This window comes from Corynebacterium sp. UMB4614 (assembly GCF_030217065.1).
Classification (GTDB): Bacteria; Actinomycetota; Actinomycetes; order Mycobacteriales; family Mycobacteriaceae; genus Corynebacterium.
Window position 1 is genome coordinate 140,732 of the sequence record NZ_JASONC010000003.1, and the last position, 19,586, is coordinate 160,317.

The window sequence follows — 19,586 nt, forward strand, 5'->3', positions numbered from 1 at the left end:
ACCCTACCCTAAATCGAACACCCATTCGATATAGCGCAGCGTTCACCCCTGCCTACCGCCCCAGTACCGCCATTCCCTCAAGGCAGAAATCGACGACACCACGTGCATAAATGACAAGAAAATAGACCAAGTTGTCCATGCTGCCCCACGGTGCTAAATTTGCCTTCAACAAACAGTGACCCGCCAAACAAAAAACACCCGTGCCAACGACGGCACACGGCGGACACCCCCAGATCTAGGAGGATCACCATGACTCTTCGACGCAAGGCCCTGGCCGCGACGATCGCCCTGACCACCAGCTTCAGCCTCGTGGCCTGCTCCGGCGGCAACGACGACGACACCATCGTCATCGGCACCACCGACTCCGAGCAGAAGCAGTGGCAGGTCTTCAAGCAGGAGCTGGATAACGCCGGCCTGAAGACCGAGATCAAGTCCTTCAACGACTACTCCATCCCGAACCGTGCGCTGACCGACGGCGAGATCGACGTCAACAACTTCCAGCACATGATGTTCCTGGCCGAGTACAACAACGGCAACAACACCGACCTCGCACCGGTCGGCGCCACCGAGATCCTGCCGCTGGGCCTGTACTACAAGGACCACTCCGACCTGAAGGACGTCGAGAAGGCTGGCGAGGTCGCCATCCCGAACGACTCCACCAACCAGGGCCGCGCCATCAACGTCCTCGTCCAGGCTGGCCTGGTCACCCTGAAGAAGGAAGGTCTGCTGACCCCGACCCCGGCTGACATCGACACCGACAAGTCCAAGATCAAGGTCACCCCGGTCGACGCAGCCCAGACCGCTACCTCCTGGCTCGACGGCACCCCGGCCATCGTCAACAACTCCTTCCTGGACCGCGCGGACATCGACCCGAAGACCGCCATCTTCCAGGACGACCCGGAGAAGGAGGAGGCACAGCCGTACATCAACGGCTTCGTGACCACCAAGGACCGCAAGGACGAAGAGGACCTGAAGAAGCTCGTCGAGATCTGGCACTCCAAGCCGGTCCAGGACGCCATCGACGAGCAGACCAAGGGCACCTCCGTCGCCGTAACCATGTCCGGCGATGAGCTGCAGAAGGTGCTGGACACCACCCAGCAGAAGCTCAAGGAGCAGTAAAACCCAACCCCAAAAGGCGTGTCTCGCATGGCCGGCCCACCAGCCCGCCAGCCGAGGCACGCCTTTTAAACCGGAAGGCACTCCAATGGCCCAAGGCACATCCGCCGCCCCCGACACGGCCGGCCCCGCAACCCCGCGGGGCGACCGCACGGGAACGGGAATCGAATTTCGCAACGTCCACAAGGTCTTCAAGCAGGGACGCAAGTCCGTCACCGCTCTGGAGGACGTGAACATCACCATCCAGCCGGGCTCCATCGTGGGCATCATCGGCTACTCCGGCGCGGGCAAGTCCACGCTGGTGCGCCAGATCAACGGGCTGGACAAGCCGACCAGCGGTGAGATCCTGCTCGACGGGCAGGACATCGTCCCGCTGAAGGAACCGGAGATGCGCAAGCTGCGCTCCGATATCGGCATGATCTTCCAGCAGTTCAACCTGTTCTCCTCCCGCACCGTGGCGGGCAACATCGCCTACCCGCTGAAACTGCAGGGCATGCCGAAGGCCGAGCGCGAGACACGCGTCGCCGAGCTGCTGGAGTTCGTGGGGCTGGCTGATAAGGGCCGCAGCTACCCGGAGCAGCTCTCCGGCGGCCAGAAGCAACGCGTGGGCATCGCCCGCGCCCTGGCGACGAACCCGAGCCTGCTGCTCGCCGACGAGGCAACCAGCGCGCTGGACCCCTCCACCACCCGCGACGTGCTCGCGCTGCTGCGCCGCGTCAACGAGGAGCTGGGCATCACCATCGTGGTGATCACCCACGAGATGGAGGTCGTGCGTTCCATCGCCGACCAGGTGGTCGTCATGTCCAACGCCCGCGTGGTGGAGCAGGGCTCGGTCTACGAGGTCTTCTCCAACCCGCAGACGGAGGTCGCGAAGAACTTCGTGGCTACCTCCCTGCGCAACACCCCGGACAACGTGGAGGCGGACGCCCTGCAGGCCGGCGACGGCCGCCTGTTCACCATCACGATGAACCAGGGTGTGGGCTTCTTCGACGCCGTCTCCGAGCTCTCGGCCGCGGATGTGAGCGTGAACATCGTCCACGGCGGGGTCACCACCCTGCAGAACCACTCCTTCGGCCGCCTGACCGTGCGCGTGACCGCTCAGGACGCCGCCGGTGAGGCAGCGATCGAGAAGTTCTACGCCGACCTGTCCCAGCGAACCGATATTGAGGAGATCCGATGAGCGCGCTGACTATTTTCCCGACCGCCGCGGGCTCCACCGCCACCACAGCCGCTACTGCCCCTGCCACCGCGTCCCCGGACACCCTCGTGCTCGCCGCGATGGACTGGGACCGGCTGGGCGGCACCTTCACCCAGGCGATCTACGACACCCTGACGATGGTGCTGGCCACCCTCGTCATCGGTGGCCTGCTGGGCCTGGTGTTCGGCATGCTGCTGTACACCACCCGCCCGGGCGGGGTGCTGTCGAATAAGCCCATCTACTGGGTGATCAACTTCCTGGTGAACTTCGTTCGCCCGATTCCGTTCATCATCTTGCTCACCGCCATCGGCCCGTTGAGCGACGCCCTGGTGGGCAGCCGTATCGGTCTGAAGGCCGCGGTGTTGGGCATGGTGATCGCCGCGACCTTCGGCGCGGCCCGCATCGTGGAGCAGAACCTGGTCACCATCGACCCGGGTGTGATCGAGGCAGCGAAGTCCATGGGTGCCTCGCCGCTGCGGATCATCTTCACGGTGATCATCCCGGAGGCCCTGGGGCCGTTGATCCTGGGCTTTACGTTCATGTTCATCGCGATCGTGGATATGTCCGCGATGGCTGGCTACATCGGCGCTGGCGGTTTGGGTGACTTCGCGATTGTCTACGGTTACCGCGCCTTCAATGACGAGGTCACGTGGATCACCGTGCTGGTCATCATCGTTATCGTCCAGGCTGCTCAGCTGTTCGGTAACTGGCTGGCCAAGAAGGTTATGCGCCGCTAGGAGCTCACCTGTCACCGGGGTTTTGTGCCCCTCTTTTAGGACGTCGCCCCCTTGCACTTCGGTGCGGGGCGGCGTTCTTTTTTCTGTCTAAAGCGAGGCTGGGGTTGGACCGGGTGGGCCTGGAGCGAGTGGGCTTTGGCCGAACGGGGGTGAGCGCGAGGACCGGTGTGCGCTGCCGCGGGGGCGGGCGACGGTGACGAACGAGGCATCGGTGACGGGCGCGGCGTCGTCGTCTAGAAGACGAGGTTGACGAGCAGCACGTAGAACACCGTGCCCAGCAGGATGGACTGGGTGGCGGAGCGGCGCCACAGGTGCCAGACGGTGGTGAAGGCCACCGCAATGAGCAGGGAGGCCAGGCCGCCGGGGGCGGCCATCCGGTCGGCGGCGGTGTAGATCACGAGGATGCTCATCACGCCCACGGGCATGCCCATGCCGAGCCAGGCAACGAGCTTGGATTCCCGGAAGGAGCGCAGGGCCGCGAAGGGCAGGCCGCGCAGGGCGACGGTGACGATACACAGCGGGAGCAGCACGCCGATGGTGGTGCCGAGGCTCACGCCGGCGGGCAGGCCGTAGCTGCCGGTGGCCTCGGCGGCGTGGACAGCGTCGGCGGCCAGAACAGTGGGCTGGGGGCTCATACTTCCTGCCTTTCGTCCCCGGTGCGCCAGCGCAGCTGAAGGGCGCGGTCCAGGCCCGGGAGGTAGAAACGGGCGAGCAGCACGGCGAAGTAGAGCAGCATCGCGATCATCAGCATGTTGCCGGGAGAGACCAGCAGCGCCACCGCGGCGGTCACCACGGCCGTGAGGACCAGGGAGACGTCCCTGGTGGCCAAGAAGGACTCGATCAGCAGCACGACGAATAGGGCGGTGAGCGCGAATTCCATGCCCTCGAGTTTCCAGGGTATGGCGTCGCCGAAGAGGGCGCCGAGGACTCCCCCACCGACCCACGCGCACTGCAGGACGATCTGGATCGCGATGACCTGGCGGCCGGTGAAACGCTGATTGGGGTTGGCGCTGACGATCGCATAGGTCTCGTCCGTCAGCGCGTAGATGCCGTAGGCGCGGGCCAGCCTGCTGCGGATGACGTGCAGCGGATAGTTCAGGGCGTAGAAGACGTGCCTGAAGTTCACCAGCAGCCCGTAGAGCGCGGCCGAGAGTGGCCCCACTCCCCCGGTGACGAGACTGAGCGCCAGGAACTCCATGGAGCCGGCGTAGATCACCACGGAGAAGATCGGCGCCCAGAACCACGCGAAGCCCATCTGGGTCAGCAGGATGCCGAAGGCCAGGCCGAGCGGAACCATGCCGAGGCCCACCGGCATGGCCAGCCCGATGGCGTGGCGGATGCCGCCCTGGTCGAGGTTCCTCTCTTCGGTACGCCGCGGGTTAGCCAAGGATCTCCTCGCAGTCGACGGCGATCCACGACTTCGAGCGCTTGGGGTTATCTCCGCAGGAGGACACGACCATGACGCTGTCCCGGCGCTCCATGCGGACCCGGAAGCGCAGGCCCGAGGCGGTGTCTTCCACGATGCGGACGGCGACGTCGGGGGCTGCCTGCGTGGTGTCCTCGTCGCTGCCTTCTGGGGTTTCCTCCCAGGACGTCAGCGCGGCGAGGCCGACGGGCAGACCGCGGTCGTCGAGCTCGTGGGCCACGCGGAGTTCGGCGACCTGGCTGGCGGGGTCGAGGCAGCCGCGACCGCGGTTGCCCTGCAGCCAGAGCTCCCCGCGCTGGGCGTGCTCCACCATGCTGCGCGCCCCACCCTCGGCCATGCGGCCGAAGGAATAGTTGGCGGGCAACAGGAGCATGGAGGGCGCGAAGCGGTGTCCCTTGGTGTGGGAGGATTCCCAGATGATCGGGTCGATGGGGTCTACCGAGAGGTGATCGTCGAATTCGGCGTGCTTCGGGTCCACTGGTCCGGCTCCCACTCCGGCGGCGTCGGCGTGGTTCTGGGCGAGAGCGCTGCGCCCCCGGACCTCGGACGTGCGGTTTTCCCCTGTCACGGTGTCGGCGAAGTGGTTGTTCAGCGCGGCGGCGAGCGGGCGGCCACGGACGGCGCAGCAGCGGTCGCGGCGCCCGTGGGTGCAGACCAGCAGGATGGGATGGTCGACGCGGCGGGCGCCCGGGGTGTTGCCCGGGGTGCTCAGATCGAGGTCCAGGAGGGCCTCGACGTCTGGCAGGTCCATCCTCTCGAGGACGGGTTCGGTGCCGGTGGCCCAGGCGATATAGAGCACCCGGGTGTTGTTCTGGCGGCGGTCCTGGCCTTCCCGGCCGGGGCGGCGGATGAACTGGAGTTCGGCCCCGTTGTCCTTGAGGAAGGTTTTGATCTTCGCGTTCAGTTCGGCGCCGAAGGCGGTGCCGTCGAGGATGTCGTGCCCCCAGCCGGTGTAGAACTCCAGGCAGAGGATGATTTTTCCGGGTTTTGCGGTGCCAGCGAGTTGCTCTCCGGTGAAGGTGGAGCAAATGGTGGGGGCGTCGTCGAGCTGTTCGGTGGTGAACTCGTGTGGCGAGACTCCCGCGAGTGGATTTCTGCTGGTAGCCATAACTGACAAGGTACCAAATGGAAGGCCTTAGGCAGACCTAAGCGGCCGGATCGGTTGATCGCGGCCGCTTCGGGGTTTACGGGCTCACGCCCGTGAGGTGGGCGGAAGGCCCACGGGTGCTCTTAGGAGCTGAGGGAGATGCTGCCGGATGGCTTGGAAGCGCCCTTCTTCACGGTGATCTTCGGGCCATTGTCGAAGACCTTGTAGTTGTTGATGGCTGCGCCGACCTTTGCGCCACCGCCGGTGGCGAAGGTGCCTTCCTTCGAGCCAGCCTTCCAGGTGAAGTCGACGACGAGGGACTTGTGGGTGCTGACGGTACTGTCCCCCTTGAAAAGCAGGCCTTCCTTCAGACCGACATTGACCTGCTTGACGCCGTCGTTGGTGGTCACGCCGTACTGGCTCTGGTCGAGCTGCTTGACGCTGCTGCCGAGGAGGCCGTTCTCGAAGGTCTCGACCTTAACCAGCTGGAAGCTCTCCGGCATGCGCTCGATGAGGTCGCTGACCTTGGTCTTCTCGCCCTTCACACCCTGGATCTTGATGCGGGTCTTGACGGTCGCGCCTGGACGCACGGTCTCAGCACCGGTGACGAGCTGCTTGTAGACGTCCACGTTCCAGGCCGGACCGCCGACGTTACCGAGCTTGTACTCCTTGCCCTGAGCTTGCTCCAGGTCCTTCGGGGCGGAGGAGCCGAGGCTGCTCAGGCTGCCCAGCGGGCTTGCGCCTGCGGCGGTGACGCCGCCCATGGCGACGGCCGTCGCTGCGGTGAGGGCAATGGTGGCCTTGCCGATTGCGTTGATCTTCTTGGTCGCCATTTCTTTGGACCCTTTCATTCTGACCCGCGCCGGCGCGCTGGCCTTTGTGTCTTTGAGGACTGGGAACTGGGTGCGCTAGGCGGTCCCGCCTGTCGCTTGCCGGGGTATCTCGTTCTCTGGAATGACCCCGGTTCGCCCCAGTGTCTGGCAGCTTACTATTTTCTTAGCTCCAGTACATTCCTTTGAAAAACTATTTCCGTTTTATTTTTCCGCCACCACCCCCCTCGCCCCACTTTCCAGCGTTAACGCAACTCAGTCGACTCTCAGTAAGTCGCCTCGATTCGCCACTTTTGGCCCTTGCATACCAGCAGGTAGGCGCCCTCATCAGTGGCGATCTGTAGGCGCGCGTAGCGCTTTCCTTCGGCCCACCACTGCTCGTCCACGGGCCAGGGGCCAGCCCACCCCCGGATGGATAGTGTTCGGTTACCCCACCGCAGCCGTTGGGGCGAGTCGCTCATCAAACCCCGGCCGGTCACGTGCACGGGCTGTGCGCGCTCGCCGAGCACTGCGATCGCCGCGGCCGGGTGCCCCGCGCTGGGGTTAGCGGCCTCCCCCACGGTCGCGGGCAGCGGCGCGGGCAGCTCACCCCGCCATTGGGTCGTGGGCTGCGCGGAAACCTCCTCGGGCACTTCCTCTCCATAGGGCAGCGTGAGAACGCGCCCACCGATGGCGCGCCCACCCCGGTGGACGACCTGCTGCACGGCGGCCATGCCGATGAGGGCCTGTGCGCGCCCAGCGGCGGCGCGAGCTGCGCGCAGCCCCTCGTCCGCCCCGCCCCAGAGAGGTTCGGCGATAGTACCGGCGGGCACCGTTTCGACCGGGAGCAGCTCGATGGCGACCACTCCGGCGGCGGAATCCTCAAAGCCATCCTGCTCCGGCTCGCCAACCTTGGCGCGCAGCCGGGTGATCCAGCCGTCGAGTTGCCAGCGGACGCGCTGGGCGGTGTCCTCTTCCGTCAGGGGCTCGCGGCAGCGCCAGGCGCGCTCCACCACGGTGGGGCCGGTGTACTCCGCAGGCGGGTTGAAGTGGACCCTTACGGTCAGCCGGAGGCAGGCCTCCCCGCGCCGGAAGAGCTCCCCGTGCAACCGGGCGGCTGCCTGGCGGGCAACGAAGGCCGCGGTTTCGGTACTCCGAATGGGTTCCTCCACCTGATGCAGCACCTCGACGGGCTGGGTGGGGCGCTGCGGGGAGACCTCCCGACCAGGTTCACCGCACGCCACGCGGTGCCAGTACACAGCTTCGGCACCGAAGCGCCCCGCTACGTGCTTCCGGCCCAACGCCGCGAAGTCCCGCAGGCTGCGCACCCCCAGCTCCTGCAGGGTGCTGACCAGCTCAGCGGGGGCGCTCAGCACAGCCTCCACCGCCAAAAACCCGATGGGCAGGGTGGGCACGAAGCTGGAGTTTCCACCGAGCGGGACATGCACCCCGCGACGAGCCGCCCACACGGCGGGCATCAGATCGTCGGCTGTGCCGGCCAGGCACTCCACCCCCAGCCGGACTGCGGAGTCCAGCAGGAGCTCAACAGCCACAGCCTCCCCGCCGTAGTAATTCGCCAGCGGTCGGGTGGGCAGCGCGACGAGGCCTGGGCGCAGTGTTTCCACTCCAGCAGCCATGTCCATGAGGGCGGCCACGATGTCCTCGTGGATCGTGGCCTCCTGCACCGGGTCGGCGGGCGCGTGCCGGAGCTCCGGGCAGGTCGCGAGCGCGTGACGCTGTTTCATCCCCTGGCGCACCCCCTGCGCCCGGGCAGCGGCATTGCAGGCCTGGACGCGATGGTCCGCGATCGTGGCAGCAGGCCGCAGCATATCCCAGCCGCGGGCAAGCCCCACGGCGTAGACCGGGAAATCCGGGAACCACAGGACAGTCACGCGCTCGGCCGCGGCAGCGCCCGCCTCGGCACTGTTCTTCCCCTGGCCAGTCACAGCGCCACCTCGATCCGACCCCGATCGACCTGGCCACCAGCACCATCGCGGCGGCCCGTCAGTTCCGCCGTGATGCGCTGCGGCGGCTGCCCCTTGCCCCAGACGCGCCCGGCCACGCTGATAGAGCGGATACGCCCGCTCCCCCGCCCCAGTCCGTGGACGCCAGCCACCTGCACGTCGAGGTTCAGCCGCGCACCCGGCCAGGGCGCACCACAGCTGAGCAGCGCGCAGCTGCTCTTGCGCAGCCGCGCCTCTACGGGGCGAGCGAAGGTGGGCGTGACCCGCTGGACGGGTACGTAGACCACCAGATCCACCCCCTCCGCCAGGGTCGAGAGCACCGCCCCGACGTGCGGCGCGGGATCCGGCACGATGATCAGCCGGGAGAGTTCCCCGCCCGCCGCAGCGACGGCCGCCAGGGCGAGGTTCGGATACCCCACCACCGCAGCACACCCGCCGTTCGCGGTGACATGCGCAAGAATATCGACGACCGCGGCGGGGCAATCCGCCATCGCGGTCACCGCCCCACGCGCCAGCCCACCGCCAGCAAGCTGGCCCGCGAGCCACTCGGGCATGCCGAGCACCCGCGCCCGCCCCACCGTCGCAGGCTCGGGCGCAACCGCGCGCAGCGGCGCGGCCGCTCGGGCAGATTCCGCCTCCTGGCCCACAACCTGAGGCTGCGCCACACTCTGCAGCCCAGCCACACCCCGTGGCTCCGCTGCGCCCTGAGGTTCCGCCATGCCCCGAGGTTCCGCCGCACGCGAACCCGTGGCCACAGTCTGCGCTGCAGCCCGCGCCGCCGCGCGCTCGCTTTTGAGCTTCTCGATCGCATGAACAACATTGCTCTCATCGATCAGCATGGGCACGGTGCTCCCTCCTCTACATCGACACCATCAGCTCGGAAAACATGCAGGCCAGCCAGCTCCCGCCGGGGTTTAAGGTTGAGTTCACAGCTCCGGCCAGGCCGACCGGATTGACGTCCTAAAAAATAGAAAACAGACCAGACAAGTCGAACAGGTGTTCTAATTCAGGGATTCTAGACTCACCTGGCGCGGTTCACCAACGCCCTGCTCACCGTCGAAAAAGACCGCGCGCCCGCGAGGAACTAGACTCGGCACATATGAGCAAAAAGAACCAGCCCCGCAAGAACGCCCAGCGCCCCGCCCCGCAGCGCTCCCCGCGCGCTGAGCAGAATCGCGCAGCGCGGCAAAACAGCGCAGCGCGGGACAGCGCATCCCAGAACAGCGCACCGCGGAACAAGCAGGGCAGCGCCCCCAGCGAGGCGACCATCCTCGTCCGCGCCCCCGAGGGCGTGCGCGCCGCCGCGTCCCTCCTGCTCGGGCTCGGCGTGGCAGCGATGGTCATGCCGCTGGCGACGACCTGGCAGGTCCTAGTGCTGGTCATCGCCATCGGGGCGGGCTTCCTCGTGACCTTCAGCCACCCTTACCGCAAGAAGGTGCGCGCGGCCGTGGAGTCGACGGGGCGGAAGTACAAGACCTCCGTCGCGCAGATCATGCCGCTATTCCCCCTCTGGCTCGCGCTGATGATCCTGCCCGCCTTCCAGATCCACTCCTGGATCGCGGCACTGATCGTGCTCGCGCTGGCCGGGGCCTATGCGTGGATCTCCTTCCCCAGCATCGACGGCACCCGCTATCTCGCCGAGCCCGGGACCGGGCAGGTTCGGGACGACGCTTAAGCCCCCGCGTTCTGAGCCAGGTGCACGATCCAGCTCAACGCCAGTGCCCCTGCCCTACAGTGCGGACTGCCCGCCGATCCTGGCTAGCCCACGCCCCAGCCTCCCCACGAACGCGAAAGCGCGCCGCACCTCATCGTGCGACGCGCCTTTCTGCTTGAGGAGCACTGCTAGGGAGGTGCCTCAAGCTGCTGGGATTACTCCCACTCGATGGTTCCCGGCGGCTTGCTGGTGATGTCCAGCACCACGCGGTTAACCTCCGCCACCTCGTTGGTGATGCGGGTGGAGACCTTCTCCAGCACGTCATAAGGGATGCGGGACCAGTCGGCGGTCATGGCGTCCTCACTGGAGACCGGACGCAGCACGATCGGGTGACCGTAGGTACGGCCGTCGCCCTGCACACCCACGGAGCGCACGTCCGCGAGCAGGACGACCGGGCACTGCCAGATCTCGCCGTCCAGACCAGCGGCGCTGAGCTCCTCGCGGGCGATCTTATCCGCCGCGCGCAGCGTCTCCAGGCGTTCCTCGTTGACCGCACCGATGATGCGGATGCCCAGGCCTGGGCCCGGGAACGGCTGACGGGCGACGATAACCTCCGGCAGGCCGAGCTCGCGACCCACCGCGCGAACCTCGTCCTTGAACAGCTGGCGCAGCGGCTCGACCAGCTTGAACTCGACGTCATCCGGCAGGCCACCAACGTTGTGGTGGCTCTTGATGTTCGCGGTGCCGGAGCCGCCGCCGGACTCGACGACGTCCGGGTACAGGGTGCCCTGGACCAGGAAGTCCACGGTGGAGCCCTCCGGGGCGTCGGCCAGCACGCCAGCGACGGCGCGCTCGAAGGAGCGGATGAACTCCGCGCCGATGGCCTTGCGCTTGGCCTCCGGGTCGGTCACGCCGTCCAGGCGCTTGAGGAAGGCCTCGCGCTCGTCCACGGTGATCAGCTTCGCGCCGGTCGCGGCGACGAAGTCGTTCTCCACCTGCTCACGCTCCCCTGCGCGCAGCAGACCGTGGTCCACGAACACACAGGTCAGGCGGTCGCCGATGGCGCGCTGCACGATCGCGGCGGCCACGGCGGAGTCCACGCCACCGGAGAGGCCACAGATAGCACGGCCGTCCTCGCCGATCTGCTCACGAACCTGCTCGATGAGCTCCTCGGCAATGTTGGAGGCGGTCCAGTTCTGCTCCAGGCCCGCAACCTCCGTGAGGAAGCGCTCCAGCACCTCCTGGCCGTGCGGGCTGTGCATAACCTCCGGGTGGTACTGCACGCCGGCCATGCGGCGATCCAGGCACTCGAAGGCGGCGACCGGCGCGCCGGCGGACTTCGCGGTGACGGTGAAGCCCTCCGGAGCCTGCGAGACCGCGTCGCCGTGGCTCATCCAGGCCTTGTGCGAGCCCAGGCCCGCGTGCATCACGCCGCCGTCATCGAGGAGCTCGACCTCGGTGCGGCCGTACTCGCGCTGCCCCGTCTCAGAGACGGTGCCGCCGAGCGCGTGCGTCATGGCCTGGAAGCCGTAGCAAATGCCAAACACCGGCACGCCCAGCTCCAGCAGCTCCGGCTGCAGGGCCGGTGCACCATCGGCGTAGACCGAACTCGGACCACCCGACAGCACGATGGCCGCAGGGTTCTTGGCCTTGATTTCTTCAATGGTGGCGGTGTGCGGAACAACCTCGGAATAGACCCGAGCCTCACGCACACGGCGCGCGATCAACTGTGCGTACTGCGCGCCGAAATCCACCACGAGGACTGGCTGATGATTTTGGTGATTCACGCTGCTCATCCTATCGCATATATGGCTAGTCCCCCACGGGGTGGGTAACACCCGTGGGCACTTCGCACCGCCTTAGTGCGCGAGGTCTTCCTTCGGCTCGTGATGGTGCTTCCAGTTCGGCACCGCACTGTTGACCGCGAGGTCCAGGTGCCCGCCCACCGTGGTGATCTCGGCGTCGATCCCGAACACGCTCATCAGCCGCTCCGGGGTGAAGACCTCGTGCGGGGTGCCGGACTTCACGAGCGCGCCGTCCTCCAACAGCACAATCTGGTCGCAGTAGCGGGAGGCCAGCCCCAGGTCATGCATCGCGACGATCACGCACACATTGTGATCGGCCGCGAGGTGGCGCAACTGCTCCATGAGGCGGAACTGGTGGTGGATATCCAGGTGGTTCGTCGGCTCGTCCAGCACCAGCACCTTCGCGCTCTGCGAGATAGCGCGGGCCAGCTGGACGCGCTGCTGCTCACCGCCAGACAGGGTGTTCCACGTGCGATCCATCAGATGGGCGACGTCCGCGTGCTCCACCGCATGCGAGATGGCGTCGTGGTCCTCGTCCGTCTGCCGGGCGAACGGCCCCTTGGAGGCCATCCGGGACAGTTCGACGACCTGCCGGACCAGCAGCTCGGAGTTCGCGTTACCGTGTTGGGCGACGAACGCGACCTGCTTGACCTTCTCGCGTCGGCTGTAGCTGCGCAGCGGGGCGCCGTCGATCATGACCTCGCCGTCGAAGTCCACGACGTCGGCGACGGACTTCAGCAAGGTGGACTTACCGGCACCGTTCGGCCCCACCAGCGCGGTGACCGTCCCCGCCTCGAAGGAGGCGTCCACGTTGGCCACCGTCGGGGTGGACTTGCGGTGGTAGGTGATGGAGACGTTCTGGATTTCGACGATGCTCATACTCGCTGCCCCCGATTCAGGATGAAGAAGAACAGTGGCACGCCCAGCAGTGCGGTGAACACACCGACCGGGACCTCCTGCGGCTGGAACACGCTGCGGGCCAGGGCGTCGGTGAACACCAGCAGGATCGCACCGACCAAGGCAGACAGCGGGATGAGGCGCGCGTGGGAGGAGCCCACAATCATGCGCACCGCGTGGGGCACGAGCAGACCGATGAAGCCGATCGCGCCGACGGCGGAGACCGTCGCTGCCGTCATGAGGGCGACCAGGATCAGCACAGCGGCGCGCACACCGACGACGGGCACGCCCATCGACTTCGCGGTCTCGTCGCCGAAGCTCATGGCGTCCAGGTAACGGGACATCATCCAGATCAGCAGGCTGGTGATGACCACGGTGATCAGCACGATCCACATCGTGTTGGCGCGGGAGGCGCCCATCGCACCCAGCAGCCAGAAGGTGATGCCGCGGACGGATTCCGCGTCGCCGCGGGCGACCAGGATGAGGCTGGTGATGGCCGAGAAGAACTGGCCAACCAGCACACCGGTGAGCACCACGCGGGTGGAGACGAAGCCCGTGCCACGCAGCAGGAGCATCAGCAGACCGAAGCTCAGGAGGGCACCGATGGCCGCGCCGCCGGTCAGGCCCAGCGCGAAGCTGACGGGCATGAGCAGCAGAGCCACGACCGCGCCGGTGGAGGCGCCGTAGGAAACACCCAGCAGGTACGGCTCCGCGAGATCGTTGCGGGTGATCGCCTGCAGCGAGGCACCCGCGACCGCGAGGCCCGCGCCGACGAAGATCCCCATGACGATGCGCGGAATACGCAGGTCAAAGAGGATGGATTGACGGATCAGGCTGGGAGCGGGGCGGCTATCGCTGGCGAAGATGCCGAGCTTGTGGGTGATCGAGCCCCAGACCTCGTCGCGAGTCAGGGTGGCCGCGCCCATGAACAGGGCCATGTAGCACACCAGGGCCAGCAGGATCAGCCCGACGACCCACGCCACCCAGGTGGGCACGCGGCGCGCGGGTGCGAGCTTCGTGCCCTCCAGGGGGGATGCCTTCGCGCCCTTTCCGGGCTCGCGGCGAGTGTCAGTGCTCGATGCCATACCTAGTTCTTCCAGTTCTTCACGTACTCAGCGACGTCCTCGAGCGGCTCGTAGGACTGGACGGAGCCGGACAGGCCGATGCCCTTCACGATGACGTAACGCTTCTCCTTCACGGCCTTGAGGTTACGGGTTGCTGGGTCCTTCTCCAGCATCTCGATCTTCTCCTCGGCCTTGTCTCCCGGTGCGCCGCGGCCCGGCAGGTCAGCCAGGACGATGAAGTCCGGGTCCTTGTCGGCCAGAGCCTCCCAGCTGAGCTCCGGCCATGCCTCGTTGGCGTCCTCGAAGACGTTCTTCACGCCGGTGAGGTCGAAGATGTCTTGTGCGATGGAGAGCTTGCCGCCGATGTAGGGCGCGCCGTCGAAGATGGAGTACAGCAGGGCGCCGGAGAGATCCTTCGGTGCGTCCTTGACGCTCTCCGTGGCTGCGTCGACGTGCTCCTTGTGCTTCTTCTCGAGCTCGGCGGCCTTGTCCTCGGCGCCGAAGAGCTGGCCGAGCTGCTGGTAGTCCTTCAGCAGGAGGTCGAAGCCGTTCTTGCCTTCGTTGCCGTCCTTGTCACGGCACTCGACGTTGGAGTACCACGTCGCAACGCCCAGCTTTTTCCACTCTTCGCGGGTGCCGGACTGGTCGTCGGTGTAGACGGACTCGAACGGGGAGACGATGGCGTCCGGGTCCACCGTGCGGATCTGTTCGGCGGTGGCGATCTCCGGGGAGACCTCCGTGGACTTCTTCATCTCATCCTCGTAGCCCTCCAGCGGGGCGTCCTTCTGGTGGGAGTAGCCGGCGAGCTTGTCGCCGAGGCCGAAGGCGAGGACGTTGTCCGTGGTGCCCTGCTCGACGGACATGATGCGCTCGGCTGGCTTATCCAGCTGCATCGTGAAGCCGCAGTTGCTGAACTCGAAGCCCTCCCCCGAGGCGTTGTTCTGGGAGTCCTGTGCCCCGTTTTCGCCGGCATCCGAGCACGCCCCGAGGACGAGAGCTCCGGAAGCCAGAATGCTCATGAGACCAGCGGTGCGGAGCTTGTGTGCGCGCTTCATATATTCCTCCAAAAGAAGTTGAATCAATCGCCCGTTGCAATAAGGCAGACAGCTCTCAACTTACCGAGCGAATATTTGATTGTCATGTTGGAAATGAAGAAAGCGGTCGAACTCACAAACAGGAGTTCGACCGCTTCATTCTTCTGAGCTTTACGGCACCGCGCAGCGCTATTAGTCAGGCATGGATTCGCGCTGAGCTAAGCATTGCTGCGCGCTCTTTTCGTGGCTCTAGCGGACCACGATATCCACCTTCTGGAAGGCCTTGACCTCGGTGTAACCGCACTTCGCCATGGAGCGGCGCAGGCCACCCACCAGGTTCTCGTGACCCAGCGGGTCCGGGGTCGGGCCGAAGAGCAGCTGGTTCAGCGGCACGGAGGTCGGCGGCAGCAGCGCATCCACGGTGCCACGCGGCAGCTTCGGGTGTGCTGCGCTGGAAGGCCAGAACCAGTTCGGGGCGCCGGCCTCCTCCGCGGCAGCCAGGGGCGCGCCGAGGGCAACGGCATCCGCACCGCAGGCGATGGCCTTGGCGATATCGCCGGAGCAGGAGAGCTCGGAGTCCGCGATGACGTGCACGTAGCGGCCACCGGTCTCATCCAGGTAGTCGCGGCGAGCAGCGGCAGCGTCGGCGATGGCGGTGGCCATCGGGACGTCGATGCCCAGAGACTGGTTGTTGGTCACCGGGCCTGCGCCCACAATCACGCCGGCCGCGCCGGTGCGCATCAGGTGCATGGCGGTGGTGTAGTCCACCACTCCCCCGGCGATAACCGGGACGTCCAGGGAGCCGATGAACTCCTTGAGGTTCAGCGGCTCACCATCGGTGTCCACGTGCTCCGCGGAGATCAGGGTGCCCTGGATGACCAGCAGGTCGATACCGCCGGCGATCAGCGTCGGGGCGAGCTCACGGGCGCGCTGCGGGGAGACACGCACCGCGAAGCGCACGCCCGAGTCGCGCACCTGCTGCAGGCGCTCCTGGAGCAGGTCCAGGTCCAGCGGCTGCTGGTGCAGGCGCTGCAGCACCTGGTTCGCGGCGAACTCCGGAGTCTCCAGCGCCTCGGCCGCGACGTCCTCGTCCGCGCCCTCGTTGAAGGAGCCGAAGTAACCGCGCTCGGCCGCGGAAACGATCTCGCCGAAGGCGGCGTCGAGATCCTTCGCACGGCCCCACAGGCCCTCCGCATTGATGACGGGCAGCCCGCCGGCCTTGCCGAACTCGATGGCGAACTCCGGGCTGACCACGGCGTCGGTCGGGTGCGTCATGATCGGGAAGTCGAACTCATAGGCATCGATGCGCCAGGAGGTGTCCACGTCCCGGGAGGAACGGGTGCGCCGCGAAGGCACGATGTCGATCTGGTTGAGTCCGAAGACCTGGCGTGCGGAGCGACCGCGGCCGATGTCCTTGTATTCCTGCATGTTGGTCCTTATTTCGTGGGCCAGCGGGGTGCGCTGCGGTGGTGTGGGCGGCGCACCCCGCTGGTCAGGGGTGGGAGGCTTATCTCTAGAACGAGGCTAACCGGTAGCGGCCGGCTCCGGCGGTGTGCGCGAAGCCGACCGATGGGGTTTAGCGGTTCGGGTCGTAGTTCGGTGCGGTGGCGATGCCCTGCACGTCGTGCGGGTGGGACTCGCGCAGGCCAGCGGAGGTGATGCGCACGAAGCGAGCGTTATTCAGCTCCTCGATCGTGGCGGCACCCGTGTAACCCATGGCGGCGCGCAGGCCACCGACCTGCTGGTGCAGGATCTGGTCCAGGTGCCCGCGGAACGGCACGCGACCCTCGATGCCCTCCGGCACCAGCTTCTCCTCAGACTTCACATCGGCCTGGAAGTAGCGGTCCTTGGAGTAGGAACGCTTCTCGCCGGTCAGGCCACGGCCCTGCATCGCGCCCAGGGAACCCATGCCGCGGTAGCGCTTGTACTGCTTGCCACCAACGGTGACGACCTCGCCCGGGGTCTCGGCGCAACCCGCCAGCATGGAGCCCAGCATCACGGTGGATGCGCCAGCTGCCAGGGCCTTGGCGATGTCACCGGAGTACTGCATGCCACCGTCCGCGATGATCGGGACGCCAGCGGCGCGGGCTGGGACGGCTGCCTCCATGATCGCGGTGATCTGTGGGGCACCGACACCAGCGACGACGCGGGTGGTGCAGATGGAGCCCGGGCCGATACCGACCTTGATGCCGTCGGCACCGGCGTCGATCATCGCCTGCGCGGCCTCGCGGGTCGCGAGGTTGCCGCCGATGACGTCCACGCGGTCGCCGAACTCCTTCTTCACGCGGGAGACCATGTCCAGCACGCCGCGGTTGTGGGCGTGCGCGGTGTCGACAACGAGGGCGTCCACCCCAGCGTCGACGAGGGCGGTGGCGCGCTTCCAGGCGTCCTCACCGGTACCGATACCAGCGGCGACGAGGAGACGGCCGGAGGAATCCTTCGCAGCGTTCGGGTACTGCTCGCGCTTCGCGAAGTCCTTGACGGTGATCAGGCCGGTCAGCTTGCCCGCACCATCGACGATCGGGAGCTTCTCGACCTTGTTCTCCGACAGCAGGCGCAGCGCGGCGTCGGCGGAGACACCCTGCTCGGCAACGACGAGCGGCATCGGCGTCATGACCTCGCGGACGGGGCGGTTGACGTCGCGCTCGAAGCGCATATCGCGGTTGGTGATGATGCCCAGGAGGGTCTGATCCTCGTCGACGACCGGCAGGCCGGAGATGCGGAAACGACCGCAGATCTCGTCGACCTCCTCGATCGTCATATCCGGGCTCGCGGTGACCGGGTTGGTGACCATGCCGGCCTCGGAGCGCTTGACGATCTCGACCTGCTCGGCCTGCGCCTCGACGGAGAGGTTGCGGTGCAGCACACCGATGCCGCCCTGGCGAGCCATGGCGATGGCCATGCGGCCCTCGGTGACGGTATCCATCGCTGCGGATGCGATTGGGATGTTCAGCTTGATGTTGCGCGAGAACTGAGTCGCGGTGTCCACGGCGGAAGGAATGACCTCGGACGCATCCGGGATCAAGAGGACGTCGTCGAAAGTGAGCCCGGTGAGAGCGACCTTGTTCGGATCGTCGCCCCCGGTCTCCACGCGCTGGGCTGCCTGAGAGTTGTTAGTGGACTGTGGGTTTGCCATAAGGCCTGATCCTTCCATCGCATTGTCAGCGCACGATCCGCACTGGCGAAGGTCTTCCGCTTTCCCCGCGAGACACGCACCTGCCTGCGGGTTGTGCCGGAATCGCTAGCGCAGCTTCGGTTACGAGCTTTTATTAGCCCTTACTTTAGCGCTAAACGTCTGCAATGTGTTTTCCGGGTTGGCTTGCGGGTACGGTGGGTTTCGTGAGCTTTAGTAACTATCAGATGCCGCCGGATCCCTTCGCGGATGATCCGAACGATCCGGCGTCCCTTTTGGGGCCCATCGAGGGCGATGATGTCATGGAGCCGATCGACGCGGCTGAGGAAGCCGCGCTGCGTGAAGACCTCGCGAATGTGCGGGTCTTCCGGGAGCTGCTGGAGCCGCACGGCGTGCGGGGCGTGGCGATGCTCTGCGAGGACTGCGATGAGCAGCACTACTACGACTGGGGGATCATCGAGTCGAATATCGTCTCCATGCTGAACCACCAGCACCTGCCGGTGCATGAGCCTTCGGCTGCACCCTCCCCGCAGGATTATGTGACCTGGGATTATTGCCTGGGTTATGCGGATGCGATGGATTTCGCCAACGAGCAGCTGCGCGCCCGCTTCCCCTGGACCGGGCGGCTGTAGCTTTTAAAGCCCCAGGCATGGCCAGCCCCCGTTATGGGCTGTTCCGTGCCACAATTCGCACGTTTCCTGACACACCACGGCCCAAAACCGGATGTGCCCCTCGGAGCCCGACACACCACGGCCCAAAACCGCACAAGTGTCCGCCCCGACCCACTGGCCCCAGCACCCCACCCCTTCGGCTCTTTTATGTTTTGCAGAGTTTAATGCCGGTTTTTCACGATTTTCCGACATCAAACTCTGCAAAACGTCCCGCAAGGCCTGGAAAACCGGAGAGCCGACCCCCACAACCCAGTTTTGGGCTGTGCCGTGCCACAATTCGCGCGTTTCCTGACACACCACGGCCCAAAACCGGATGTACCCCTCGGAGCCCGACACACCACGGCCCAAAACCGGATGCGCCCCTTGGGCTGCTGCCCCAAGCCCGCGCGGCTGTAGGATCCGCTGACCCCAGCCCGGGCGCTCTTTATGTTTTGCAGAGTTTAATGCCGGTTTTTCACGATTTTCCGGCATCAAACTCTGCAAAACATGCGTTCCGCTTCTCCCAGCACCTCAGCCCCTCTGGCAGTCCCGAGGCCCAGCCCGGTGCCCGACACAGCCCAGTACCCGGCCCGGACCCCACGGACCCCACGGATCCCCGTTTTGGGCTGTGCCGTGCCACAATTCGCACGTTTCCTGACACACCACGGCCCAAAACCGGATGTGCCCTCGGATCCCGACACACCACGGCCCAAAACCGGATGTACCCCTCGGAGCCCGACACACCACGGCCCGAAACCGCACAAGTGTCCGCCCCGACCCACTGGCCCCAGCACCCCATCCCTCCCACTCTCTATGTTTTGCAGAGTTTAATGCCGGTTTTTCACGATTTTCCGACATCAAACTCTGCAAAACGTCCCGCAAGGCCTGGAAAACCGGAGAGCCGACCCCCACAACCCAGTTTTGGGCTATGCTGTGCCACAATTCGCGCGTTTCCTGACACACCACGGCCCAAAACCGGATGTACCCCTCGGAGCCCGACACACCACGGCCC

17 protein-coding genes are annotated in these 19,586 nt (G+C 66.2%); 5 read left to right on the forward strand and 12 right to left on the reverse strand.

The annotated features are described in order from the left end of the window. Positions 1-249 precede the first annotated feature (249 nt). From QP413_RS02650 to QP413_RS02660, 3 genes are all read left to right on the forward strand, one after another. Positions 250-1,119, forward strand: a complete 870-nt coding sequence (locus QP413_RS02650) for a MetQ/NlpA family ABC transporter substrate-binding protein (RefSeq protein ID WP_012359664.1) — start codon at positions 250-252, stop codon at positions 1,117-1,119. Between the two features lie 85 nt (positions 1,120-1,204). After that, on the forward strand, positions 1,205-2,296 hold the full coding sequence (locus tag QP413_RS02655) for a methionine ABC transporter ATP-binding protein (protein ID WP_284780461.1): 1,092 nt from the start codon (positions 1,205-1,207) through the stop codon (positions 2,294-2,296). A 98-nt stretch (positions 2,297-2,394) separates the two neighbouring features. Continuing rightward, positions 2,395-3,051, forward strand: coding sequence for a methionine ABC transporter permease (locus QP413_RS02660; RefSeq protein WP_041628562.1), 657 nt, complete (start codon positions 2,395-2,397; stop codon positions 3,049-3,051). A 233-nt stretch (positions 3,052-3,284) separates the two neighbouring features. On the opposite strand, the gene QP413_RS02665 is transcribed toward QP413_RS02660, so the two are convergent. The 6 genes from QP413_RS02665 to QP413_RS02690 all read right to left on the reverse strand — a co-directional run bounded on the left by QP413_RS02665 (position 3,285) and on the right by QP413_RS02690 (position 9,176). Continuing rightward, complete coding sequence (locus QP413_RS02665; RefSeq protein ID WP_284780462.1) at positions 3,285-3,686, reverse strand: branched-chain amino acid transporter permease; 402 nt, start codon at positions 3,684-3,686, stop codon at positions 3,285-3,287. Further along, a complete protein-coding gene (locus tag QP413_RS02670) occupies positions 3,683-4,366 on the reverse strand; it encodes an AzlC family ABC transporter permease (protein ID WP_284758164.1) in 684 nt (227 codons plus the stop codon). The genes QP413_RS02665 and QP413_RS02670 overlap by 4 nt, the downstream gene beginning before the upstream one ends. Before the next feature lie 64 nt (positions 4,367-4,430). After that, on the reverse strand, positions 4,431-5,585 hold the full coding sequence (locus QP413_RS02675) for a sucrase ferredoxin (protein ID WP_284780463.1): 1,155 nt from the start codon (positions 5,583-5,585) through the stop codon (positions 4,431-4,433). A 122-nt stretch (positions 5,586-5,707) separates the two neighbouring features. Continuing rightward, positions 5,708-6,397 carry a hypothetical protein gene (locus QP413_RS02680; RefSeq protein WP_284780465.1) on the reverse strand — a complete coding sequence of 230 codons (690 nt, stop codon included), beginning with the start codon at positions 6,395-6,397 and terminating at the stop codon, positions 5,708-5,710. Between the two features lie 263 nt (positions 6,398-6,660). Continuing rightward, positions 6,661-8,319, reverse strand: coding sequence for a DNA polymerase Y family protein (locus QP413_RS02685; RefSeq protein WP_284780467.1), 1,659 nt, complete (start codon positions 8,317-8,319; stop codon positions 6,661-6,663). Beyond that, positions 8,316-9,176, reverse strand: coding sequence for a hypothetical protein (locus QP413_RS02690; RefSeq protein ID WP_284780468.1), 861 nt, complete (start codon positions 9,174-9,176; stop codon positions 8,316-8,318). Before QP413_RS02690 ends, QP413_RS02685 begins: the two co-directional genes overlap by 4 nt. A gap of 260 nt (positions 9,177-9,436) precedes the next feature. Here QP413_RS02690 and QP413_RS02695 point away from each other — a divergent pair, with 260 nt between their 5' ends. Next, a complete protein-coding gene (locus QP413_RS02695; protein ID WP_284780470.1) occupies positions 9,437-10,012 on the forward strand; it encodes a hypothetical protein in 576 nt (191 codons plus the stop codon). Between the two features lie 194 nt (positions 10,013-10,206). Here the strand turns inward: QP413_RS02695 and guaA are convergent, their stop codons facing one another. From guaA to guaB, 6 genes are all read right to left on the reverse strand, one after another. Further along, positions 10,207-11,778, reverse strand: a complete 1,572-nt coding sequence (guaA, locus tag QP413_RS02700) for a glutamine-hydrolyzing GMP synthase (protein WP_284780472.1) — start codon at positions 11,776-11,778, stop codon at positions 10,207-10,209. A 72-nt stretch (positions 11,779-11,850) separates the two neighbouring features. Further along, a complete protein-coding gene (locus QP413_RS02705; protein ID WP_012359653.1) occupies positions 11,851-12,675 on the reverse strand; it encodes an ABC transporter ATP-binding protein in 825 nt (274 codons plus the stop codon). After that, positions 12,672-13,778 (reverse strand): iron ABC transporter permease, encoded by a 1,107-nt coding sequence (locus QP413_RS02710; RefSeq protein ID WP_284780473.1) that lies wholly within the window; start codon positions 13,776-13,778, stop codon positions 12,672-12,674. The genes QP413_RS02705 and QP413_RS02710 overlap by 4 nt, the downstream gene beginning before the upstream one ends. Before the next feature lie 2 nt (positions 13,779-13,780). After that, the gene (locus QP413_RS02715) at positions 13,781-14,812 is read right to left on the reverse strand and encodes an ABC transporter substrate-binding protein (RefSeq protein WP_284780474.1); all 1,032 of its coding nucleotides are present in this window, start codon (positions 14,810-14,812) and stop codon (positions 13,781-13,783) included. 228 nt (positions 14,813-15,040) lie between these two features. Next, a complete protein-coding gene (locus QP413_RS02720) occupies positions 15,041-16,219 on the reverse strand; it encodes a GuaB3 family IMP dehydrogenase-related protein (protein ID WP_148813177.1) in 1,179 nt (392 codons plus the stop codon). 148 nt (positions 16,220-16,367) lie between these two features. After that, positions 16,368-17,927, reverse strand: a complete 1,560-nt coding sequence (gene guaB, locus QP413_RS02725) for an IMP dehydrogenase (protein WP_284780476.1) — start codon at positions 17,925-17,927, stop codon at positions 16,368-16,370. Positions 17,928-18,130: 203 nt separating this feature from the next. Here guaB and QP413_RS02730 point away from each other — a divergent pair, with 203 nt between their 5' ends. Further along, positions 18,131-18,556 (forward strand): DUF5319 domain-containing protein, encoded by a 426-nt coding sequence (locus tag QP413_RS02730; RefSeq protein WP_231910704.1) that lies wholly within the window; start codon positions 18,131-18,133, stop codon positions 18,554-18,556. The last annotated feature ends 1,030 nt before the right edge of the window (positions 18,557-19,586 follow it).

Coding starts and splice junctions, on each gene's coding strand:
- QP413_RS02650 (WP_012359664.1), top strand. CDS start 250: ATGACTCTTCGACGCAAGGCCCTGGCCGCGACGATCGCCCTGACCACC.
- QP413_RS02655 (WP_284780461.1), top strand. CDS start 1,205: ATGGCCCAAGGCACATCCGCCGCCCCCGACACGGCCGGCCCCGCAACC.
- QP413_RS02660 (WP_041628562.1), top strand. CDS start 2,395: ATGGACTGGGACCGGCTGGGCGGCACCTTCACCCAGGCGATCTACGAC.
- QP413_RS02665 (WP_284780462.1), bottom strand. CDS start 3,686: ATGAGCCCCCAGCCCACTGTTCTGGCCGCCGACGCTGTCCACGCCGCC.
- QP413_RS02670 (WP_284758164.1), bottom strand. CDS start 4,366: ATGCCGGTGGGCCTCGGCATGGTTCCGCTCGGCCTGGCCTTCGGCATC.
- QP413_RS02675 (WP_284780463.1), bottom strand. CDS start 5,585: ATGGCTACCAGCAGAAATCCACTCGCGGGAGTCTCGCCACACGAGTTC.
- QP413_RS02680 (WP_284780465.1), bottom strand. CDS start 6,397: ATGGCGACCAAGAAGATCAACGCAATCGGCAAGGCCACCATTGCCCTC.
- QP413_RS02690 (WP_284780468.1), bottom strand. CDS start 9,176: ATGCTGATCGATGAGAGCAATGTTGTTCATGCGATCGAGAAGCTCAAA.
- QP413_RS02695 (WP_284780470.1), top strand. CDS start 9,437: ATGAGCAAAAAGAACCAGCCCCGCAAGAACGCCCAGCGCCCCGCCCCG.
- QP413_RS02705 (WP_012359653.1), bottom strand. CDS start 12,675: ATGAGCATCGTCGAAATCCAGAACGTCTCCATCACCTACCACCGCAAG.
- QP413_RS02710 (WP_284780473.1), bottom strand. CDS start 13,778: ATGGCATCGAGCACTGACACTCGCCGCGAGCCCGGAAAGGGCGCGAAG.
- QP413_RS02715 (WP_284780474.1), bottom strand. CDS start 14,812: ATGAAGCGCGCACACAAGCTCCGCACCGCTGGTCTCATGAGCATTCTG.
- QP413_RS02720 (WP_148813177.1), bottom strand. CDS start 16,219: ATGCAGGAATACAAGGACATCGGCCGCGGTCGCTCCGCACGCCAGGTC.
- guaB (WP_284780476.1), bottom strand. CDS start 17,927: ATGGCAAACCCACAGTCCACTAACAACTCTCAGGCAGCCCAGCGCGTG.